Annotated in this window: 20 protein-coding genes and 1 tRNA gene; 10 read left to right on the top strand and 11 right to left on the bottom strand. The window is 74.7% G+C overall.

The annotated features are described in order from the left end of the window. Positions 1–69: 69 nt before the first annotated feature. Positions 70–141 (bottom strand) — tRNA-Val (locus ACFYWL_RS07070). Between the two features lie 50 nt (positions 142–191). Then, entirely contained in the window at positions 192–767 is a 576-nt protein-coding gene (locus ACFYWL_RS07065) for a TIGR02611 family protein (RefSeq protein WP_386968459.1), read from the bottom strand. Between the two features lie 275 nt (positions 768–1,042). Here ACFYWL_RS07065 and ACFYWL_RS07060 point away from each other — a divergent pair, with 275 nt between their 5' ends. Next, a complete protein-coding gene (locus tag ACFYWL_RS07060) occupies positions 1,043–1,474 on the top strand; it encodes an SsgA family sporulation/cell division regulator (RefSeq protein WP_007075525.1) in 432 nt (143 codons plus the stop codon). 83 nt (positions 1,475–1,557) lie between these two features. Here ACFYWL_RS07060 and ACFYWL_RS07055 read toward each other — a convergent pair whose 3' ends face one another. Continuing rightward, positions 1,558–2,334: a RhlG family 3-oxoacyl-ACP reductase gene (locus ACFYWL_RS07055; protein WP_386968455.1), complete on the bottom strand. Its 777-nt coding sequence runs from the start codon at positions 2,332–2,334 to the stop codon at positions 1,558–1,560. Positions 2,335–2,513: 179 nt separating this feature from the next. Here ACFYWL_RS07055 and ACFYWL_RS07050 point away from each other — a divergent pair, with 179 nt between their 5' ends. Together ACFYWL_RS07050 and ACFYWL_RS07045 are read left to right on the top strand one after the other, a co-directional pair. After that, complete coding sequence (locus ACFYWL_RS07050) at positions 2,514–3,407, top strand: helix-turn-helix transcriptional regulator (RefSeq protein ID WP_386968452.1); 894 nt, start codon at positions 2,514–2,516, stop codon at positions 3,405–3,407. Positions 3,408–3,428: 21 nt separating this feature from the next. Continuing rightward, positions 3,429–3,884 (top strand): Rrf2 family transcriptional regulator, encoded by a 456-nt coding sequence (locus tag ACFYWL_RS07045; protein ID WP_043962626.1) that lies wholly within the window; start codon positions 3,429–3,431, stop codon positions 3,882–3,884. Between the two features lie 41 nt (positions 3,885–3,925). Here the strand turns inward: ACFYWL_RS07045 and ACFYWL_RS07040 are convergent, their stop codons facing one another. Beyond that, positions 3,926–4,465 (bottom strand): flavin reductase family protein, encoded by a 540-nt coding sequence (locus ACFYWL_RS07040; RefSeq protein ID WP_386968449.1) that lies wholly within the window; start codon positions 4,463–4,465, stop codon positions 3,926–3,928. A gap of 315 nt (positions 4,466–4,780) precedes the next feature. Between ACFYWL_RS07040 and ACFYWL_RS07035 the strand changes: the two genes are divergently transcribed. Then, the gene (locus ACFYWL_RS07035) at positions 4,781–4,960 is read left to right on the top strand and encodes a DUF4236 domain-containing protein (RefSeq protein ID WP_350706667.1); all 180 of its coding nucleotides are present in this window, start codon (positions 4,781–4,783) and stop codon (positions 4,958–4,960) included. A gap of 133 nt (positions 4,961–5,093) precedes the next feature. Continuing rightward, positions 5,094–5,639, top strand: coding sequence for a potassium channel family protein (locus ACFYWL_RS07030; protein WP_386968447.1), 546 nt, complete (start codon positions 5,094–5,096; stop codon positions 5,637–5,639). Here ACFYWL_RS07030 and ACFYWL_RS07025 read toward each other — a convergent pair. Next, the gene (locus tag ACFYWL_RS07025) at positions 5,605–6,540 is read right to left on the bottom strand and encodes a hypothetical protein (protein ID WP_386968445.1); all 936 of its coding nucleotides are present in this window, start codon (positions 6,538–6,540) and stop codon (positions 5,605–5,607) included. The genes ACFYWL_RS07030 and ACFYWL_RS07025 overlap by 35 nt on opposite strands. An 80-nt stretch (positions 6,541–6,620) precedes the next feature. Further along, positions 6,621–7,142 carry a VOC family protein gene (locus tag ACFYWL_RS07020; protein ID WP_386968442.1) on the bottom strand — a complete coding sequence of 174 codons (522 nt, stop codon included), beginning with the start codon at positions 7,140–7,142 and terminating at the stop codon, positions 6,621–6,623. Between the two features lie 49 nt (positions 7,143–7,191). Here ACFYWL_RS07020 and ACFYWL_RS07015 point away from each other — a divergent pair, with 49 nt between their 5' ends. Together ACFYWL_RS07015 and ACFYWL_RS07010 are read left to right on the top strand one after the other, a co-directional pair. Beyond that, positions 7,192–7,650: a MarR family winged helix-turn-helix transcriptional regulator gene (locus ACFYWL_RS07015; RefSeq protein ID WP_386968803.1), complete on the top strand. Its 459-nt coding sequence runs from the start codon at positions 7,192–7,194 to the stop codon at positions 7,648–7,650. Between the two features lie 71 nt (positions 7,651–7,721). After that, positions 7,722–9,518: a tetratricopeptide repeat protein gene (locus ACFYWL_RS07010; protein ID WP_386968440.1), complete on the top strand. Its 1,797-nt coding sequence runs from the start codon at positions 7,722–7,724 to the stop codon at positions 9,516–9,518. A gap of 67 nt (positions 9,519–9,585) precedes the next feature. On the opposite strand, the gene ACFYWL_RS07005 is transcribed toward ACFYWL_RS07010, so the two are convergent. Next, entirely contained in the window at positions 9,586–10,212 is a 627-nt protein-coding gene (locus ACFYWL_RS07005) for an SGNH/GDSL hydrolase family protein (protein ID WP_386968438.1), read from the bottom strand. A 244-nt stretch (positions 10,213–10,456) separates the two neighbouring features. On the opposite strand from ACFYWL_RS07005, the gene ACFYWL_RS07000 reads away from it, so the two are divergent. Beyond that, positions 10,457–12,673, top strand: coding sequence for a HelD family protein (locus ACFYWL_RS07000; RefSeq protein ID WP_386968801.1), 2,217 nt, complete (start codon positions 10,457–10,459; stop codon positions 12,671–12,673). A gap of 7 nt (positions 12,674–12,680) precedes the next feature. Here ACFYWL_RS07000 and ACFYWL_RS06995 read toward each other — a convergent pair whose 3' ends face one another. Beyond that, on the bottom strand, positions 12,681–13,088 hold the full coding sequence (locus tag ACFYWL_RS06995; RefSeq protein WP_386968435.1) for a hypothetical protein: 408 nt from the start codon (positions 13,086–13,088) through the stop codon (positions 12,681–12,683). A 239-nt stretch (positions 13,089–13,327) separates the two neighbouring features. Between ACFYWL_RS06995 and ACFYWL_RS06990 the strand changes: the two genes are divergently transcribed. Continuing rightward, positions 13,328–13,726 carry a hypothetical protein gene (locus ACFYWL_RS06990; protein WP_386968432.1) on the top strand — a complete coding sequence of 133 codons (399 nt, stop codon included), beginning with the start codon at positions 13,328–13,330 and terminating at the stop codon, positions 13,724–13,726. 83 nt (positions 13,727–13,809) lie between these two features. Here ACFYWL_RS06990 and ACFYWL_RS06985 read toward each other — a convergent pair whose 3' ends face one another. Together ACFYWL_RS06985 and ACFYWL_RS06980 are read right to left on the bottom strand one after the other, a co-directional pair. Then, positions 13,810–14,826 carry a sporulation protein gene (locus tag ACFYWL_RS06985; RefSeq protein ID WP_386968430.1) on the bottom strand — a complete coding sequence of 339 codons (1,017 nt, stop codon included), beginning with the start codon at positions 14,824–14,826 and terminating at the stop codon, positions 13,810–13,812. Between the two features lie 266 nt (positions 14,827–15,092). Then, a complete protein-coding gene (locus ACFYWL_RS06980; protein ID WP_386968427.1) occupies positions 15,093–17,129 on the bottom strand; it encodes a beta-galactosidase in 2,037 nt (678 codons plus the stop codon). A 359-nt stretch (positions 17,130–17,488) separates the two neighbouring features. Between ACFYWL_RS06980 and ACFYWL_RS06975 the strand changes: the two genes are divergently transcribed. Beyond that, complete coding sequence (locus ACFYWL_RS06975; RefSeq protein ID WP_386968424.1) at positions 17,489–19,621, top strand: alpha-galactosidase; 2,133 nt, start codon at positions 17,489–17,491, stop codon at positions 19,619–19,621. 79 nt (positions 19,622–19,700) lie between these two features. Here ACFYWL_RS06975 and ACFYWL_RS06970 read toward each other — a convergent pair whose 3' ends face one another. Further along, positions 19,701–21,086, bottom strand: coding sequence for a cellulase family glycosylhydrolase (locus ACFYWL_RS06970; protein WP_386968422.1), 1,386 nt, complete (start codon positions 21,084–21,086; stop codon positions 19,701–19,703). Positions 21,087–21,102 lie beyond the last annotated feature (16 nt).

Raw genomic sequence — 21,102 nt, 5'->3', positions numbered from 1 at the left:
GCTGTACTTCGCTGCTGTAGGGCAGCAGAAAGGCCACCTTCATCGATGGAAGGTGGCCTTTGATCTGCGTGGGCGATACTGGGATCGAACCAGTGACCTCTTCGGTGTGAACGAAGCGCTCTCCCGCTGAGCTAATCGCCCTCAGCGACGATGACTCTACCTGATCGAGGGACCGGACCGCGAATCCGGGGTCAGTGCGTCGCGAGGTAGTGCAGCGCCCGGGCCACCAGGTCGATGCCGAGGCTGTACTTGAGCGACAGCCAGACGACCGTGGCGACGAAGACGAGGCCCACGGACCCGAGGACGAGGCGCACGGGCAGTGACCGGCTGGTGGCCCACCGGGTCCAGGCGTGCACGTGCCGGCGGGTGAAGGCGAGCAGCCGGCGGGCCCAGTGGAACTCGACGGCCCAGACGCCCAGCCCGGCGATGACGAGCAGCCAGCCGGGGCCGGGCAGTGGGATGAGCGCGATGCCGACGGTGACGACGATCGCGCCGGCGACGGCGATGAATATCTTGAGGGCGACGCGGCCGGTGGGATTGGCGCGGATCAGGTCGAGGGTGGTGGCGATGCGTTGCCGCAGGCGTCCGCCGCGCCGTTCGGCGACGGCTGTCCCACCCCCGGTCGTCGCGTCGCCGGGTGTTCCCGGGCCGCGCCGGCCACGCTGCTGCTTCGGCACTGCGTACCCCCGCCTTTCGGCTGCCCGGACCCCGCCGTCGGGGTTTCCGGACCGGGCCGCGACCTCCACTGAGGATCGGTTCGTTGGCATTTCGTCCCCCAGTGTCGCCGCGGCCCGTCACTCCATCGGACCACTGGACGTTACCGGAGTAAGTCGACGTCTGAACCAGCCCCGACGCCAGGCGGGATCAAGCATTGGGCAAAACCGGATATCGTACAAGAATTTTCACATTCTAGCGGCGTTTCCGACCCTCTTCCCACCACAGGGTGAAGTCAGCGTATGGCGGAGCGTAGCCAGAGGTAGCACCTGAGTATGGGGAAAGCGGGACACGCGCGTTCCGCAGCGGTGCCGGGGGGAGAACGTCCATGAGTGTCATCCGACCGACGACCGTAGAGGTCGAGACGTCGCTAAGGCTCGTCGCGCCTGACGCCACCGCCTTGCCGGTGCGTGCCAGCCTGCGTTACGACCCTGCTGACCCGTATGCGGTCCACGTCCTGTTCCATGCCGAATCGGCCGGCGGCGAGGCGGTGAGCTGGTCGTTCGCCCGCGAGCTGCTGGTCACCGGCCTCGACGAGCCGGCCGGCATCGGCGACGTGCGGGTCTGGCCGTGGGCCACCCCGCGCGGGGACTTCGTCGCGCTGGCGCTGTCGTCCCCGGACGGCAACGCCCTGTTCGAGGTGCCGCGCAGCGTCCTGGTGCGCTTCCTGCGGCGCACCTACGTCGTCGTCCCGCGCGGCCGGGAGGCCGACCACCTGGACGTCGACACGGCGGTGACCCGGCTGCTCGCCGGTCGCTGACCACGCCACACCCGGGGCCGCGCGGATCTGCCGAGTCCGCGCGGCCCCGGGCTGTCACCAACCACGGGGTACGCGCTACGCGTTCAGCCGTGCGTCGTGATCCCGCCGTCGACGGGGATCACCGCGCCGGTCAGGTAGGCCCCGGCCCGCGACGACAGGTAGATGGCCGCGCCCGCCATGTCGTCGGGGCGACCGATGCGGCCCAGCGGCACCTGCTTCTCGATGGCCGACCGCGCCTGCGGGTCGTCGAGCGCGAACGCCATCATCTTGCTCTCGAACGGGCCGGGCGCGATCGCGTTGACGGTGATGTGCTCGCCGGCGAGCTGGTGGGCGAGGCTGCGGGTGAGCATGTGCACGGCCGCCTTCGTCGCCGAGTACGCGTAGACCTCCAGCCACGGCACCCGGATCCCGTCGATCGAGCCGATGTTGATCACGCGGGCGGGGTCGTCGGCGCTCGCCGCCGCCCGCAGCTCGGGCAGCAGGGCGGTGGTGAGCCGGAAGACGGCCTTGACGTTGACGGCCCACAGCTTGTCGAAGGCGCTCTCCGGGTACGCCTCCAGCGGCGCGCCCCAGGTCGCCCCGGCGTTGTTGACCAGCACGTCGAGCCGGTCCGTCCGCTCGCGGACGGCGGCGGCCAACCCGAGCGCGCCCTCGTCGCGGCTGAGGTCGGCGGGGATCGCCTCGCAGCGGCCCTCGGCGGAGAGCTCCTTGGCGACGGCCTCGCACACGTCGGCCTTGCGCGACGAGATGACCACGTGCGCGCCGGCCCGCACGAAGCCCCGGGCGATCATCAGCCCGATCCCCCGCGATCCGCCGGTGACCAGGACCGTCTTGCCGTCGACCGAGAACAGATCCGTCATGCCATCCCCTTGCTGTTCGGCGGGCCGCCGGGTGCCCGCCGGACCCCGGGCACTACCGATCGGTAACGTAGCCCGCCGGCCGCACCCCGACAAGCCACCCGGCCGACCGGCGAGGGAAAGCGGCACCGGGAGTCCCGCCGGGATGCGACCGTCCCGTGCACGGGATACCGTCGCAGGCGATGATCCCCTCCGGTCAGCCCTCACCGGCGCACCGCGCCGCCGCCTCCCCGCCCCGACCCGACGACATCACGACGCTCGCCCTCGGCGACCTCGCCGGGGACGCCGACTGGCGACGCCCGGTCCTGCTCGACGCGGACCTGGTCGTCCTCGTCACGGGCGGCCACGGCACCGCCGAGCTGGACTTCCGGCCGCTGCCCTGCCGCACCGGCACGCTGTTGCGGGCCCGCCCCGGCCAGGCGCTGCGCTGCGAGGGCGTCCGGCTCGACGCCGTGGTGGTCCGCTGGTCGGCCACGGCCCTGCGGGGCCTCGACGTCGACGCCGGCGACGACCTGCCCGCCCACCGGCAGCTCGTCGGCGAGGAGGCCGGCGCGGTGCGCAACGAGGTGGCCCAGTTGGTGGTGGACTGCCGGCGGCCACCGGGCGTGCCCGCCGCCCGCGCGCTGCTGCGGCACCGGCTCGCCGTGCTGCTGCTGCGGCTCGCGCTGCTGCCGCCACCAGCATCGGCGGGCGCGGACGCGGCCGGGCAGCGCACCGAGAACGCCACGTTCCGCCGGCTGCGCCACGAGGTCGAGCGCGGCTACCAGCACACCCGGCGGGTGGAGGACTACGCGGCCCGGATCGGCTGCTCGGTGCGTACCCTCACCCGGGCCTGCCTGGCGGCGACCGGGCGCAGCGCGAAGCAGATGATCGACGACCGGGTGGCGCTGGAGGCCAGCCGGCTGCTCGCCGCGACCGACGAGCCGATCGCCCGGATCGGTCGCCGGCTCGGCTTCCCGGAGCCGACGAACTTCGGCCGGTTCTTCACCCGCGAGGTGGGCCTGAGCCCGGGTGCGTTCCGGTCGGCGCGGGGCGGGCCGCCCGGTAACGGCCGCCCACCGGCCCGGCGGGGATGACAGGGCGGGCATGATGAGTGGGTGCAGATCTCCGCGCGCGGCGACTACGCGGTACGGGCGGCCCTGAGCCTGGCCACCGCGTACCCTTCCCTGCTGTCGACCCAGGCCATCGCGGCGGAGCAGGACATGCCCCGCAAGTTCCTGGAGGCGGTCCTGGCGGACCTGCGCCGGGCCGGGCTGGTCCGGGCCCAGCGGGGGGCCGAGGGCGGCTACACGCTGGCCCGGCCGCCGAAGGAGATCACCATCGGCGCGATCCTGCGCGCCGTCGACGGCCCCCTGGCCGGGGTGCGGGGCATGCGCCCCGAGGAGACCAGCTATGACGGGGCGGCGGAGAACCTGCCCCGGCTCTGGGTGGCCGTGCGGGCGGCGGTGCGGCAGGTGGTCGACGAGGTGAGCCTGGCGGAGATGGCCAGCGGGCGGCTGCCGGGCCACGTGCGGCGGCTGATCGCCCGCCCCGACGCGTGGGAGCCCCGCTGACCCCCGCAGGGGTCAGCCTGCGCTGAAGCCCACCGGCGGGCTCACACCGCGCTGAACGCGCCCCGGTGAGGCGCGGGCGGAGCGCCGTCCCGCCCGGCCCCGAGGGCCAGCGGCGTGGCGATGACGACGGCGTGGTCGCCCGCCGGCACCCGGTGCGCCACCCGGCAGAGCAGCACCGCGAGCGCCCCGTCGACCAGCGGCACCCCGAACGGTCCGGGCGACCAGCCGGGGCGCGCGGCGAACCGGTCGACGCCGCCGGCGGCGAGGGCGCGGGCCACGTCCTGCTGACCGGCGGCGAACAGGTGCACGGCCACGTGCTCGGCGCGCGCGGCGGCGGGCCAGCTCGACGACGCCGTGGCCAGGCTGAACGAGACCAGCGGCGGCTCCAGGGACACGGCGGTGAACGAGGTCGCCGTGAACGCGGCCGGGGGCAGCGCCGGTCGACCCCGGCGGGCGGCGCGGCCGGGCGTGGTGACCAGGGCGACGGTGGCCGCCTGCGGGTGCAGCAGGGCCCGGAGCAGGTCGGTGTCGACCGGGCGCAGCTCGGTGGCCCCGGTCGCGGGCCGTTCCCTGGTGGTCACGCCGGCCGCCGCGCGGGACGCCGCAGGGCGGCGTGCTCCCCGAAAAGCCCCTCCCGCTGCGCCATGGCCCCATCGTGCCGCCGCCTCCGACGGTAGGTCAACGCCCTTCCACGAAATGAGATGCGCGCCGCAGTTGACTCGTGAATCAGTTTCACGCAGGAGAAACAAGATCCGAATGCCTATGTGTTCGGTATGGATTGGCGGCCGGGGTGCCGCGGCGGCGTCCAGTGCGGACGGACGCGGGTTTCCCGAATCGGCGTTCCGGGCATGTTCGAGTCCGACACGGCAGGGAATGGTCACGAAGGGAGCCCCGCGATGGGTCTGATGTTCCGCAAGCGCAAGAAGTACGGCCCGATCATCCTCAACTTCACCGAGAACGGGTTCTCGTCCTGGAGCATCAAGATCGGCCGCTGGTCGTGGAACTCCCGCGCCAGGGCGCACCGCGTCGACCTGCCCGGCCCGCTGTCGTGGAAGCAGGACAAGTCCCGGGCGTGACGTCCCCGGGTGCGACGGGGCGCCGGTGGTCCACCGGCGCCCCGTTCCGCGTCCCACCCCCCGCGCCCGCGCCGGCGGGACGGGTTGGCCGAATCGCCGCCGTGGCCCGGTAGGGGCGGCGGAGAATCGCCGCATGACGGGGGACGGGTCGACGGCGCGCACGGGGGACGGGTCGCCGAGACACCAGCGCCGGGTGGCGACGCTGGCGTCCCTCCTGCTGCTGGGGGCCTACTTCGTGGTGCCGGTCGAGCAGGACCCGAACGGGCTGCGGCTGGCCGCGCGCAGCGTCGCCACGGTCGCGTTGGTGGCCGCCGACGCGTGGCTGGTCACCCGCCTGGTGCGCCGGCAGCTCGCCGTGGCCGACGACCCCGAGCAGGTGCAGGTCCGCTCGCTGCTGCAACTCGCGGTCGCCCTGATCGGGGGCCTGCTCGTGTTCGCCCTCGCCGACTACGTGATCGCCCGCAGCGTCCCGGGCGAGTTCGTCGGCCTGACCACCCGGATCGACGCGCTCTACTTCACGCTGGCCACCCTCACCACCGTCGGCTACGGCGACGTGCACGCGCAGGGCCAGTTCGCCCGGGTCGCGGTCTGCGTGCAGATGGTCTTCACCATCGGCGTGGTCACCACGGGGGTGTCCATCGTGGTCAAGCAGTTGGCCCGGCAGGCCCGGCGGCAGTGATCAGCACGTCCCCGCCGAGCCGGCCGTGCTCCGGGTCGCGGGCCACCGCCCCCGCGTCGAGCAGGCCGGCCAGGGCCCGGGTGGCGTCCGCCGCCCGGTAGACGGTCGAGGTGAGGGCGAACCGGCGCAGCTCGGTCACCGTGCGGGGGCCACGGCGGGCCAGCTCGGCGAGCAGTTCCCGGCCCAGCGGGCCCGGGTCCGCCTCCGGCCCGACGTCGAGGGCCCGCCCCTGCGGGTCGGCCGGGTCCCGGTAGCGGAACCCGGCGTGCTCGTCGACCGCCCACAGGGCGTCCTTGAACGCCTGGAGGCTGCGGTCCGACCCGGTGGCGAACGCCAGCCGTAGCACCGCGGCGTCGCGGGAGCCCGCCTCGTCCCGCCCCGTGGGGACCGGCGCGGCGAGCAGGTCGACCTCGGCCACCAGCGGGAAACCGGCGGCGTCCAGCGCCGGCCGCAGGGGCACGTCGGGCACGACGGCCAGCAGCAGGTCGGCCGGGCGGCCGGACCGGGCGGCGGCCAGCAGCGCCGGCGTCGACGCCCCGCCGTGGGCCAGGGTCAGCAGCGGCGCGCCGGCCGCGCCGGCCGCCTTCAGGGCCACGGGCAGCCGCGCCGGGTCGCCGGGCACCACGTGCACGGCCACCTCGGCGGGCAGCGTCGACTCGGCCGCGCCGAGGCGGGCCGGGAGGGTCTCGTCGCCCTCGGCGAGCACCAGGACGGTCAGCCGGAACCCGCGCAGCCGGTCGGCGTGCTCCCCCACCACCCGCAGCGCGGCGTCCGCGCCGCCGGCGTCGGTCCCGGCGTACGCCAGGGCGAGGGTCGCCCGCCGCGAGCGCTGCACAGCTGCGGGCAACCAGGCGTCGAGCTGTCGGACGAGCAGCTCGCGGAGGACGGCGTCGGTCGGCATCCTGCCGTTCTACCGCACCGCTCCCCGGTCGGGTGCGGCGATCCCCGGTCGGGCGCGGCGATCCCCGCTCGGTGCGGCGGTCAGGCCGGGACGGAGATCCCGACGCCGCCCCGGGTCTGCCCGCCGTAGCGCTGCCGTTCGCGGTCGAGGTCGAGACGGCCGATCCGCTTGCGGGCGGCGAGCGCGGCGTCGTCGAGGCGGTCGGCCGGCACCAGCCAGACGATCTCGAACTCCAGCCCGTCGGGGTCCTTGCCGTAGAGGCTCTTGGTGGTGCCGTGGTCGGAGCTGCCGGCCAGCGCGCCGGCGGCGGCGAGCCGCTGGGCGGTGGCGGCCAGCTCGTCGAGCGTGTCGACCTCCCAGGCCAGGTGGTAGAGGCCGACGGTCGCCCGGCCGGCCGTGGAGCGCCCGGCGGCCCGGCCGATCTCGAACAGGCCGAGGTCGTGGTCGTTGGTGGAGCCGGGGGCCTGGAGGAAGGCGGCGCCCCGGAACCCGTCCGGGGTCATCGGGATGGCCCGGAAGCCGAGGACGTCGCGGTAGAAGGCGACGCTGCGCTCCAGGTCGCTGACGTAGAGGACGGCGTGGTTGAGGCGATGGATTCCCATGGCCCCACCGTAGCGCGATTTAGTTGAGCGCTCAACAACAGCCACTATGATGGTGGTCATGACCCGCTGGCTGGACCCCGACGAGCAGCGCACCTGGCGGGCGTACCTGGCCGCCTCGCGGGCGCTGATGGAGAAGCTCGACCGCGAGCTGCAACGCGACGCCGGGATGCCGCACGCCTACTACGAGATCCTGGTCCGGCTCTCCGAGGCCCCCGACCGGCGGCTACGGATGAGCGACCTGGCCGACGCCACCGGCTCCTCGCGCAGCCGGCTGTCGCACGCCGCCGCCCGGCTGGAGGAGTCCGGCTGGATCCGGCGCGAGGACTGCCCCACCGACCGGCGCGGGCAGATCGCCGTACTCACCGACGCCGGGTTCGCCACGCTGGCCGCCGCCGCGCCCGGCCACGTCGAGGGGGTGCGCCGGCACCTCTTCGACGCGCTCAGCCCCGCCCAGGTCGACCAGCTACGCCGCATCAGCGAAACGATGCTGGACCACCTGACCGGATGATGACCGGATGATGACCGAATCGCGATCGTCGGGGGGTTGTACTTATTGTCGCAGTGCGGCCACGATGGGGCGTGTCCCCCGCCTTCGGTGAATTGACCGGCCAGGCGCACCAGCTGGTGTCCGCCGGCGACCTGGCCGGCGCTCAACAGCTCCTCTCCGATGCGCTGAGCGACGCCGACCCCCGCCCCGACCACGCCTCCCCCGAGCTGGCCGAGGCCGCCGGCCTCCAGGCCCGCGTGCTGGTCGCGCTGGGCGAGCCGCACTCCGCGCGCGGCTGGGCCGCCTTCGCGTACGCGGCGGCGACCCGGCTGCACGGCCGCGACGATCCGCGCACCGTGGCGGCGGCGGCCACCCTCGCGGCGGTGCTGCACCGGGTCGGCAGCTACGCCCGCGCCGCCCGGCTCTACTCCGACGTCATCATCGAGCTGACCGCGTCCGACGGGCCCGAGTCGCTGCGGGTGCTGGCCGCGCACGCCGACCTGGCCACGGTGGAATACGCGCGGGGCCAGTGCGAGGTGGCCCGCGAACGCCTCCAGGACGCCTGGGAGCTGCACCGCGAGGTCTACGGCGACGGGCACCCCAGCGGCATCAAGATGCTGGCCCGGCTCGGGTCGATGCAGCGCGACTGCGGGGAGTTCGCCGACTCCCACGACACCCTGGCCCTGGCCCGGGAGCTGTGCCGGCAGCACCTCGCCGCCGACGACCCGCTCGCCGGGCAGGTGGCGGCCCTGGCCCGGGCGGCGGCCAACCCCGGCCACGTCTGCGGGCGCGCGCCCGCCGTCGAGCGGGAGGCCCCGGCCCCCGAGCCCGAGACGCCCGTCGCGCCCACGGTGCCGGTGGCCCGGGAGGCGACGGCCGCCGAAGGGCCCCCGACGTACGAGCCGGCGTGGCCGCCCCAACAGGAGCAGCGCCCCACCGCCACGTGGCCGTCCTACGAGGAGCCCCACCCGGCCGACGACGACACCCCGACGTACCGGTCGGCGTGGCCGGCGGAGGAGGCGTGGCCGGCGGAGGAACAGCCCGCCCCGCCCGTGGTGCCCGCGCCCCGGCTCCCCCCGGACGACGATCGCTGGACGGGCGGGGAGGCCGGGCCCTGGGTCGACGACGACCCGTGGATCCGGCAGCACGCCCGCGCCGACCCGGCGTACGCCGATCCGGGGCCGACCCACGCCGAGCGGGACGACCGGTGGCCACAGGAGACGGCCCGGCCGGCGGAGGGCCCGGTGCCGCCCGCGGTGCTCGGCCTGGCCGGCGCGGGTGTCGACGCCCCCGCCGGGGTGCGGGCCCTGGGCCCACCCCCGCCCCCGCAGGACCGCTCCCGGCTGCTCCCGGTGCTGGTCCCCCGCCCGCCCACGCCCCCGCCGCGCCGGCTCACCCCGCTCGTGGTGCTCGCCGGGGTGACCGTGGTGGTGCTGGGCACGGCGGCGGTGGTGGCCGGGGTGGCCCGGGTCGGCGGCACGACGCCCGAGCCCGGCCCGTCGCCCTCGGCGACCGCCCCGCCCGAGCCCGACCCCTCCGGCGCGGGGCCCTCGGGCAGGTCCCCCGGCGCGAAGCCGTCCGGCAGCCGGTCGGCCAGCCCCCGGGCCGCCGCCTCCCCCGGCAGCCCGCCGGGCGGGGTGAGCCTGCGGGACAACCGGGAGAACATCGCGCTGCGCTGGACGTACCCGGCCGGGGCCAGCGGGCCGGTCGTGCTCGCCGGGGCGCCGTCCGGGCGGCAGCCGGACGCGTTCGAGACGCTGCCGGCGGGCACCACGAGCTTCCTGGTGCACGGGCTGGACCGCACCAACGACTACTGCTTCACCGTGGCGGTGGTGTGGTCGGCGGACACCGTCGGCCGCAGCCGCCAGGTCTGCACCCGCCGCCGCTGAGCGCCGCCCCGGGGCGGGAGCGGGCGGTGCGGGGCGGGCGGTGCGGGGCGGTAGGGGCGCGCGGGGGTCAGGCGTCGAGGGCGGCCAGGAAGGCGTCCGCGATCACCGCGTGACCCGGCAGCCCCGGGTGGACCCGGTCGTCGGCCCAGCGGCTCGACGGGCTGTGCGCCAGCACCCGGTCGAAGGCGGCCTGGGTGGCGACGTGCACCGCCTCGAAGTCCTTGGCGACGGCGGCCACCACCGCCGCGTACCGGTCGGTCTCGGCGCGCTGCGGCTCGTCGACGTCCGCCTCGATGAGGAACGGGTCGGCCAGCACCAGCCGGCAGCCGGTGGCGGTCACGGCCCGGCGCAGCAGGGTGCGCAGGGTGCGCTCGTACTCCTCGATCGGCACGGCCTCGGCCTCCTGGCCGGGGCTGAACGCGCGCCAGATGTCGTTGATGCCGATCATCACGGAGAGCCAGTCGGGGCGCTCGGCGATGGCGTCGGCGTCCCAGCGGGCGGCGAGGTCACGCACCGTGTCGCCGCCGATGCCCCGGTTGACCCAGGTCAGCTCAAGCTCCGGGTGCCGGGCGTCGACGAACGCGCGGACGAGGCTCAGATAGCCGTCGCCGTAGGGGGCGGCGCGGTCGCGCCGGCCGCAGTCGGTGATGCTGTCCCCGATGAACACGACCCGTTGACCGGCACCCAGCAGCATGCGCGCGACTCCGTCCCGACCCGTGGCGCGGCCCGCCCCGATCGCTTGGCCGGAGGGGTCGCCGCGCGGTATCTTTAACAATTCAGGCATAAAAAAGGAACGGCGCGCAAAATGCCGTTCCGGACGCAATTTTAATTATTAGGGAGAAGGCTTGTCAAGGCACTCCGCGGGTCCCGACGAGCTGCGCAACGACGACGAGAACGCCCATGCCGACGAGATCGGCCACGAGCAGGAGTACGTCTCCATGCTCTACGACCGGCTGGACGGCCTGCGGGAGCAGGCTGCCCGGCGGCTCGCCGAACAGCTACGCGACGGCGGCGGCACCCAGCAGGCCCGGTCCCAGCGCGACAGCGCCGTGAAGATGTACGCCGAGCAGGTCGAGCAGTACTCCGCCGTGGAGAACGGGCTGTGCTTCGGCCGGCTGGACACCGACGACGGCGCCCGCCACTACATCGGCCGGATCGGGATCTTCGACACCAGCGGCGACTACGACCCGCTGCTGATGGACTGGCGGGCCCCCGCCGCCCGCGCCTTCTACCTGGCCACCGCCGCCAACCCGCAGGGCGTGCGGCGACGCCGGCACCTGCGCACCCGGCAGCGGAAGGTGGTTGCCCTCAACGACGAGGTGCTCGACCTGGCCACCGCCTCCCCCACCGCGCACGAGGAGCTGACCGGCGAGGCGTCCCTGCTCGCCGCGCTCAACGCCGGGCGCACCGGCCGGATGCGCGACATCGTCGAGACGATCCAGGCCGAGCAGGACCGCATCATCCGCGCCGACCTGCCCGGGACGCTGGTCGTGCAGGGCGGGCCCGGCACCGGCAAGACCGCCGTCGCCCTGCACCGGGCGGCGTACCTGCTCTACACCCACCGGCGGGAGCTGGCCACCCGGGGCGTGCTGCTGGTCGGCCCGAACGAGACGTTTCTGCGCTACATCTCCCAGGTCCTGCCGGCGCTGGCCGAGACGGGCGTGCTGCTGCGTACCCCCGGGGACCTGTTCCCCGGCGTCAGCGCCCGGCGGGCGGAGCCGGCGGCCACGGCGGCGCTCAAGGGCCGGGCGGAGATGACGCAGGTGCTGGCCGCGGCCGTGCGGGACCGGCAGTGGGTGCCCGACGAGCCGCTGGAGATCGAGGTCGAGCGGGAGGTGCTGCCGCTGGCCCCGGAGACCGTGCGGGCCGCCCGGGACCGGGCCCGCCGCTCCGGACGGCCGCACAACCTGGCCCGGGCCATCTTCGACGTCGAGGTCGTGCACGCCCTCGCCGCGCAGGTCGCCGACCGCATCGGCGCGGACCCGCTCGGCGGGGCCAACCTCCTGGAGGAGGCCGACGTCGCGGAGATCCGCCGGGAGCTGCGCGAGGAGCCCGGGGTACGCGCCGCGCTGGACCAGCTCTGGCCGGTGCTCACCCCGCAGCGGCTGCTCGCCGACCTGTACGCCGACCCGGAGCGCATCGCCGCCGCCACGCCCGGCTGGAGCGACGCCGACCGGGCGGCGCTGCGCCGCGAGCCGGGCGGCTGGACGCCGGCCGACGTGCCGCTGCTGGACGAGGCCGCCGAGTTGCTCGGCGAGGACGACCGGGCCGCCGAGGCGCGCCGGGCCCGCCTGCGCGCCCTGCAACGCGAGTACGCCGAGGGCGTGCTGGAGATCGCCCGGGGCTCCCGGTCGATCGACGTGGAGGACGAGGCGGAGGGCGGCGAGATCCTCGGGGTGACCGACCTGCTGGACGCCGACCGGCTGCTGGAGCGGCAGCAGTCCAGCGACGGGCTGACCACCGCGCAGCGGGCCGCCGCCGACCGGAGCTGGGCGTTCGGGCACGTCATCGTCGACGAGGCGCAGGAGCTGTCGCCGATGGCCTGGCGGCTGCTGATGCGGCGCTGCCCCAGCCGGTCCATGACGATCGTCGGTGACGTGGCGCAGACCGGCGCGCTCGCCGGCACCCCGTCGTGGGCCGAGGCGCTGGAGCCGTACGTGGCGCAGCGGTGGCGGCTGGAGGAGCTGACGGTCAGCTACCGCACCCCCGCCGAGATCATGTCGGTGGCGGCCGGGGTGCTGGCCGAGATCGATCCGGGCCTGCGCCCGCCCCGCTCGGTGCGCCGCAGCGGGGTGCCGCCGTGGGAGCGCGCGGTGGACGAGGGCCGGCTGGCCGGCGAGCTGGCCGACGCGGCGGTCGCCGAGGCAGCCGACCTGACCGACGGGCGGCTCGGGGTGATCGTGCCCGCCGGCCGGGTCGACGCGCTGGGCGCGGCCCTGCTGGCGGCCCTGCCCGAGGCGGCCGTCGGCGACCACCCGGAGCTGGAGAGCCGGGTGGTGCTGCTGACGGTGGCCCAGGCCAAGGGGCTGGAGTTCGACACCGTCCTGGTGGTCGACCCGGACGGGATCGTCGCGGAGTCGCCGCGCGGGCACAGCGACCTGTACGTCGCGCTGACCCGCGCCACCCAGCGCCTCGGCGTCCTCCGCCCCGCCTGACCCGGGGTCAGTCCTCCGTGAAGCTGCCGACCTGGCTGGCGCTGCTGGACTGGTCGCTGGTCGCGCCGCCCGCCGGGGTGCTCAGGCCACCCGTGGTCGCGTCGCCGGTGGTGGTCGGGGCGACCTTCCCCGGGTGCCGCTCCGGCTGCCGGGCCACCCGGCGGGCGCTCGCCGGCCCGGCCGTGCCGCCGGTCGTGGTGACCGCGCCCTGGCCCCGGGTGGGGCCACCGTCGCGCAGCACCTGCGGGTCGACCCGGACGTGCGCCGGGTCGTCCGGGTCCTCGTCCTGGATGACCCGCTGCACGTCGGTCTGCGGCACGGTGACCTCGTCGAGGGCCCCCTCGCCGTAGACGCCACCGGTGATCCGTTCCTCGGCCTTGCGGGCGGACTCCCGCATCGTGTCGTCCTCACGCACGTCCATCACCTCGCAGAAGTGTCGGAATCGTGCTGCGTGCCCGGCGCGGGGCCGACCAAACGTGCCCCGCTCCCGGGCCCGAACCGCTGCGATCCGCCGGCCGGCGGGTGTTACCTCGCCGGACCGCCGGGTAGTCGGGGGGTGCCCCCCGCCACGAAGGTGATCCGTGCCGTGGCCGAAACGCGGTAGCGGGGCGAGGGAGCCGCAGTAAGGACTCATCGCATCCTGAGGAGGACAAGATGAGCACGCAGGCTGCATCCACCAGGCCGATGAACCGCACGCAGGAAGCGCAGAACCCGGCGATGAACGACATGCCGAACCGCGCGATGCAGGAGGCACCCACCCGGCCGATGCCGATGATGCACGACGGGCACCGGGAGCCTCCCATGACGGCGCCGGGCACGGAGACCAAGCCGTCGTTCGCGACGACGGAGTTCTGGGTCTACGTCGCCTCCGTCATCGGCGTGCTCGCCGCGTCGTACCTGGTCGGCAAGAACTCGGTCGGCGTGGACATCTTCCGCGCCCCGCAGGCCTGGTTCTTCATCACGCTGCTGACCATCGGTTACCTCGGTAGCCGGGGCCTGGCCAAGGCCGGCAGCAACTTCCGCAGCGGCGCGGAGCGCAAGGCCCGGCACTGACGCCGGACCAGCTCCGAGCAGCACGGTGGCCCGCCGGGAATCCCCGGCGGGCCACCGTCGCGTTTCTTCGCGTACGTGCGGAACTACTCCTCGCCGAAGCCCCAGTCCTCGGCGAAGTCGCCCTCGATGGCGTCCTCGATCATCTCGCCGGCGACGATCCCGCCGACCGCGCCGAGCGCCGCCCCGGCGACGATCCCGCCCATCCCGGGGCCCCGGCCGTGGCCGCGACCGTGCCCGTGCTGCGGCGGGTAGCCGTGCTGCATCGGGTAGCCGTGCTGCGGCGGGTACCCCTGCGGGGCCCCGAAGCCCTGGGCGCGCAGGCCGCCGTAGCGGGACGTGGTCTCCTTCAGCCAGCCGTCGACCACCTGCGCCCAGTCGACGCGGTCGGCGTCGGCGTGCGAGACGGTGTAGCGGCCGAAGACGTCGTGGCCGGCGCTGAGGAAACCACCCCGCTTGTCGCACTCCAGGATCACGTCGATGCCCTGCTGGCTGGTGACGAACGTCAGCTCGACCTCGTTGATCACCTGCGCGTACTGCGGGGCGGCGAAGTATTCGATCTCCTGGTAGAAGGGCAGCGTCTGGCGTACCCCCTGGATGTGGCCGCGCTCCAGGTCGGCGCCCTTGAAGCGGAAGCCGAGCCGGGCGAACGCCTCCAGGATGCGCTCCTGCACCGGCAGCGGGTGCACGGCGACCTGGTCGAGGTCGCTCTTGTCGACGGCCCGGGCCACCGCCACCTCGGTGCGCAGCCCCATGGTCATGCCGTGCAGGCGCTGGCCGTAGACGTCGGTGATCGGGGTCTCCCACGGCACGGGGAGCTGGAACGGGATCGACAGCTGCTGCTTCGGGGCGAGCTCGAAGGCCCCGCTGACCGGCATCCGGTGGAACTCCATGATGCCCGCGTACTCGCTGTCGCCGCTCTCGATCTCGACGCGGGTGACCAGGCCGACGGCGATCTGCTCGATGGCGGCCGGGGCCTCCCCGCCGACCAGGTTGACCCGGCCGTCGAGGGCCAGGCCGGGCCGGGTGTTCGGGTTCGACAGGACGGTGTCCACGGTCGGACCGCCCACCCCGAACGCGCTCAACATCTTCTTGAAGACCATCGCCACTCCCGCAGGTGCGCGCTCCACCCTGGAGCGTCGCAGCTCACGCCACCGACCCTAGCCTGCACCGCTGTGAGATGCCTGGGAACACCCCGTGCGCCCTGCTCGGCGGCGTCCGGGCGTGAGCCGCGTCCGGGCGTGAGCGGCGTCCGGGCCTCGGCGGCGTCCGGACGCCGCCGGCGTCCGGGCGTGAGAAGGGGACCCTTCTCTACCGTATGCGTTAACAAGGGGCCCTTCCTTGCACGCCGCCGCGCTGCCGGATCAGCTCAAGGATGGCGCTCTGCCGTTGCTGGGCGAGCATCGGCCCCCTCCTCCCGGACCACGGCCACCTCGCCCGGGGCGACCTCCAGCTCCCCGGCGCAGCGGACGCCCGCGAGCAGCTCGGTGCCGGTGGCGGCGACCCGGGCCGGGCGGTCGGTGTGGTTGACGACGAACAGCCAGCTCCGCCCGTCGCCGCAGCGGCGGACCACCTCCACCCCGGGCGGGGCCTCGGCGGCGGCCCGGACCCCGGCCTCGGCCAGCAGCCGGGCCACCAGGCGGTCGGTGGCGGCGTCGTCGAGCCGGGTGCCCGCATACCAGGCCGCGCCCGCGCCCACGGCGTGCCGGGTCAGCGCCGCAACCCCGGGCAGGGGCCCGTCGGCGTACGCGGCGACGACGTCCGCGCCGGCCGGGTGCAGCCACTCGGTCCACACGTCGGCGACGGAGCCGTCGTCGAGGGTGACCCGCTCGCCCTCGCGCAGCGGGAAGAACTCCTCGGTGCGGATGCCGAGCAGTTCCCGGAACGCGCCGGGGTAGCCGCCGAGCCGCACGTGGTCGTGCTCGTCGACGATGCCGCTGAAGTAGGTCACCAGGGCGGTGCCGCCGGCGGCGACCCACCCGTGCAGGGCCTCGGCGTCGGCGTCGCGGACGAGGTAGAGCGTCGGCACCAGCACGAGGCGGTAGCGGGACAGGTCGGTCGACGGATGCACCACGTCGGCGGTGACGCCGGCCCGCCACAGCGCGCCGTGCAGGGCGGCGAGCCGGTCGGCGTACGTGACGTCGACGCTGGGGCGGGAGTCCAGCTCGACGGCCCACCACGCCTCGTAGTCGAACAGGATCGCCACGTCGGCGTCGACGCGGCTGCCGCGTACCTCGGCGAGGGCCTTCAGGTCTGCGCCGAGCCGGCACACCTCGCGGAAGACCTTCGTGTCCGCCCCGGCGTGCGGGACGAGCGCCGAATGGTATTTCTCCGCGCCGGCCCGGGACGCCCGCCACTGGAAGAACAGCACCCCGTCGGCGCCCCGCGCGACGTGGGCGAGGCTGTTGCGGCGTAGCTGCCCGGGCGCCTTCGCCACGTTGCGGGGCTGCCAGTTGACGGCGCTGGTGGAGTGCTCCATGAGCAGCCACGGCGCGCCTCCGGCGACGCCCCGGGTGTGGTCGGCCGCCAGCGCCAGCCCGACGTGCGAGAGCGGGTCGGCGGCGGTGAGGTAGTGGTCGGTGGCGACCAGGTCCACGTCGCCGGCCCAGGAGTGGTAGTCCATGTGCTTGCTCATGCCCACCATGAAGTTGGTGGTGACGGGCTGGGGGACGAGCCGCTTGAGCACGTCGCGTTCGGCGCGGAGCTGGGCGCGCTGCTCGTCGGAGGAGAAGCGCAGGAAGTCGAGCTGCTGGGTGGGGTTGGCGAAGGTCGGCGCGGCGCGCGGCGGGTTGATCTCGGCCCAGTCGCCGTAGCGCTGGCTCCAGAAGAGGGTGCCCCACGCGTCGTTGAGGGCGTCGAGGTCGCCGTAGCGCTCGCGCAGCCAGCCCCGGAACGCCGCCGCGCTGACGTCGCAGTAGCAGTGCACGTTGTGGCAGCCCAGCTCGTTGGAGACGTGCCACATCACGACGGCGGGGTGGTCGGCGTAGCGGGTGGCGACGGCCTCGACGAGGGCGAGCGAGCGCTCGCGGAACACCGGCGAGCTGGGGCAGTACGCCTGCCGGCCGCCCGGCCACAGCACGGTGCCGTCGGCGCGGCGGGGCAGCGTCTCGGGGTGGGCGTGTGCCAGCCACGGCGGCGGGCTGGCGGTGGCGGTGGCCAGGTCGACCCGGATTCCCCCGGCGTGCAGCGTGTCGAGGGCGCGGTCGAGCCAGCCGAAGTCGTGCTTGCCGGGGGTGGGCTCCAGCAGGGCCCAGGAGAAGATGCCGACGGAGACCAGGTTGACCCCGGCGCGGCGCATGAGCTCCACGTCCTCGGCCCAGGTCTGCTCGGGCCACTGCTCGGGGTTGTAGTCGGCGCCGTAGTAGATGCCGTCGCCCTGCCAGCCGGTGTCGTGTCGATCCCGCATGAGGGCACAGCGTGCCCCGGGCGGCGCACGCAAGTCAACACTTCTCAACATCGCGGGTTCTTTACCACGTCTACCGCGATGATCCCCCTTGTCACCGCGCAATTTTGATCGACAGATAGGCCCTTGACAGTCCCCGATGGACGAGTAGCTTGAGCGCCTACGGCCGTTCGTGTTCGCTGATGTTGGTTCACGGTGGTTCCGCCGTGGCATTCCCGAACGCCCACCAACCCGCTTCCTCCACACCAACCCCGGGTGCCGCACCCCTTCTCAGCCGCAGGAGGCGCCATGTCCCGTCCCCACACCCGGGCCGAATGCCTCGCCCGGCTCGTAGCCCCGTCCGTCGCGGGGGCCCCGAGGGGATGACGATCGTCCACCTGCGCCGGGCCGCGACCAGCCTGGTGCTCGACGCGCGCGGCCCCGGGCTGCCCCGGGTCGCGCACTGGGGCGCCGACCTCGGCCCGCTCGCCGCCGACGACCTGACCGCGCTGGTCGCCGCGACCGTGCCGCCGGTGGTGCCGAGCAGCTTCGACGCGCCGACGGTGCTGTCCCTGCTGCCCGAGGCCAGCGCCGGCTGGAGCGGGCGGCCCGGCCTGGCCGGGCACCGGGCCGGCTCCGCCTGGTCCACCGCGTTCCGCCTCGACGCCCTCGCCGTCACCGACGAGCCGGCCGCCCCGGCCCGGGTGACCGTGACGGCCAGCGACCCCGACGCGGCGCTGACGCTGACCGTCGAGGTCGAGCTGGACCCGGCCGGGCTGGTGCTGCTGCGGCACCGGCTGCGCAACGACGGCGACACCCCGTACGAGCTGAGGGAGCTGACCGGCGTGCTGCCGGTGCCGGCGGTCGCCACCGAGCTGCTCGACCTGACCGGCCGGTGGTGCCGGGAACGGTCGCCGCAGCGGCACCCGTGGCCGATGGGCGCGTGGGTGCGGGAGGGCCGGCACGGGCGCACCGGGCACGACGCGACGCTGCTGCTGGTGGCCGGCACGGCCGGGTTCGGCTTCCGGCACGGCGAGGTGTGGGCGGTGCACACCGCGTGGAGCGGCGACCACGTCACGTTCGCCGAGCGGCGGCCCACCGGGGAGGCCACGCTGGGCGGCGGCGAGCTGCTGGGCAGCGGCGAGATCACGCTCGGCCCCGGCGAGTCCTACGCCACCCCCCTGCTCTACGCCGCGCACTCGACCGCCGGCCTGGACGGGCTCAGCGACGCGCTGCACGCCCACCTGCGCGCCCGGCCGGGACACCCGCGTTCGGCGCGGCCGGTCACCCTCAACGTGTGGGAGGCCGTCTACTTCGACCACGACCTGGGCCGGCTGCGCGCCCTCGCCGACCACGCCGCCGCCGTCGGGGTGGAGCGGTTCGTGCTCGACGACGGCTGGTTCGTCGGCCGCCGGCACGACCGGGCCGGGCTCGGCGACTGGTACGTCGACGAGACGGTCTGGCCGGGCGGGCTGCAACCGCTGATCGACCACGTGCGCGGGCACGGCATGCAGTTCGGCCTCTGGGTCGAGCCGGAGATGGTCAACCCCGACTCCGACCTGTTCCGCGCCCGCCCCGAGTGGGTGCTCCAGGTGCCCGGCCGGCTGCCGCCGCCGTGGCGGCACCAGCAGGTGCTGGACCTGGCCGACCCGGGCGCGTACGCGTACGTGCTGGGGCGGCTCGACGCGCTGCTGCGCGACCACGACGGCATCGCGTACCTGAAATGGGACCACAACCGGGACCTCACCGAGGCCGGCCACGCCGGGCGGCCCGGGGTGCACGCGCAGACCGTCGCCGCCTACCGGCTGCTCGACGAACTGCGCGCCCGCCACCCCGGCCTGGAGATCGAGAGCTGCTCCTCCGGCGGCGCGCGGGTGGACCTGGAGATCCTGCGCCGCACCGACCGGGTCTGGGCCAGCGACTGCAACGACGCCCTGGAGCGGCTGGCCATCCAGCGGTGGACCGGGCTGCTGCTGCCGCCGGAGCTGGTCGGCAGCCACGTCGGGCCCGACCGCTCGCACACCACGCACCGGGTGCACGACCTGGGCTTCCGGGCCGCCACCGCGCTGTTCGGCCACTTCGGCGTCGAGTGGGACATCGGCTCGGCGAGTGCCGCCGACCGGGCCGAGCTGTCGGCCTGGGTGGCGCTGCACAAGCGGCTGCGACCGCTGCTGCACGCCGGCCGGGTGGTCCGGGTCGACCACCCCGACCCGGCCGTCTGGGCGCACGGCGTGGTCGCCGCAGACCACACCCGCGCGGTGTACGCCGTGGCGCGCGTCGCCACCTCGGTCGCCCAGGTGCCGGGCGCGCTGCGGCTGCCGGGGCTCGACCCGGCCCGGCGGTACGCGGTCCGGCCGGCGGCCGGCGTGCCGGGGCCGGCGGCGCTGGAGCTGACGGAGCCGGGCTGGCTGCCCGGGGTGACCCTGCCGGGCGCGGTGCTCGCCTCGGTCGGCCTGCAACTGCCGGCCCTGCACCCCGAGCAGACCCTGCTGCTGGAGGTCGACGCGGTCGCCTGATCCCCGGCCGGTGGGGGCGGCCACGACGCGGTGGCCGGGCCCGGGCGGGCCCGGCCACCGCCGCATGCGCGGAGGGGGATCAGCTCGCCGTGCAGGTCACCGCCGGAACGGCGGGGGTGCCGGTGGAGCTGCCGATGAAGCCGAAGCTGGTGCTGGCCCCGGCCCCGAGCTTGCCGTTGTAGCTGACGTTGGTGGCGGTGACGTTCGACCCGCTGCTGGTCAGCGTCGCGTTCCACGCCTGGCTGATGGACTGGCCGCTGCCGAGCGTCCACTTCGCCGTCCAGCCGTTGATGGCGGCGGAGCCGGCGGTCACCTTGACCTCACCCTGGAAGCCGCCCTGCCACTGGCCGATGATCGTGTACGTCGCCGTGCAGCCGCCGGTGGCCGGCGGGGTGGTCGGCGGGGGCGTCGTGGGTGGGGGCGTCGTCGGCGGAGGGGTCGTCGGCGGGGCCGTGGTCGGCGGGGTGGTCGGGGTGACGCCCGAGTAGACCGACGCCTCCTTCGAGGTCGCCTTGATGCCGTTGACGCCGTTGAAGATGCGCTGGCCCCACGTGGTCAGGGCGTTCGGGTTGAAGTTGGTGGTCATGTCGAGGTATTCGACGCCGCCGCCGTTGCCGCTCCACGACCAGCCCAGGTAGCCGATGCCGTTGGCCTGCGTGTACGACAGGATGGCGTCCTCGTCGGGGTTGCCGTCGGAGTGGTCGAAGCCGAACTCGCCCACCACGATCGGCAGCTTCGCGGCGCGGAACCGGCCGAGGTAGTCGGAGATCTCGGCGGCGGTGTCGAAGACGCCGTACATGTGGATGGAGAAGACGGTGTTCTTCTGCGGGTCGGCCGCGAACACCGACGCCGCGTTGTCGCGCATGGTGAAGGACCAGTCCTGGCCCCAGTTGGGGGCGTCGACCATGATGGTGTGCGCGAGGCCGGCGGCACGCAGCCGCTTGACCGCGTTGGCCGAGTCGGTGGCCCAGGTCGCGTAGCCCTGGTTGCCGTACGGCTCGTTGCCGATGTTGACGATCACGTACTTCTCCTGGCCGGCGAGGGCGCTGGAGATGCTCAGCCAGTAGTCGACCGCCCGGTCCAGGGTGATCGCGCCGCTCTGCTCGCCGTAGCCGGTGGTGTCGTGCACCTCCAGGACGCAGATCAGCTTGTTCGCCTTGCACAGGGAGACGACGTTGGCGACGTCGGCCGTGTCGTTCTTCGCCCAGCGGTCGCCGCTGGCCAGCACCACCCGCACCGTGTTCGCCCCGAGCGCCTTGATGTTGGCGAAGGAGCTGGTCTGCTGCGGGTACCAGGTGTGGGCGTGGTTGACGCCGCGCATGACGAACTCGTTGCCGTTGGCGTCGTACAGCTTGCCGTTGGAGACGGTGAAGCCGGCGGCGGCGTGCGCGGGCTGCCCGAAGGCGAACACGGCGGCGAGGACCGTCAGCAGGGCGACGCCCGCGACGGAGAGACGTTTTCTCATGGCCTTCCTCAGGGAG

Origin of the sequence: Micromonospora sp. NPDC002575 (assembly GCF_042889525.1) — a bacterium.
GTDB classification, from domain to species: domain Bacteria; phylum Actinomycetota; class Actinomycetes; order Mycobacteriales; family Micromonosporaceae; genus Micromonospora; species Micromonospora carbonacea.
This window is presented reverse-complemented; position numbering and strand designations above follow the sequence as displayed.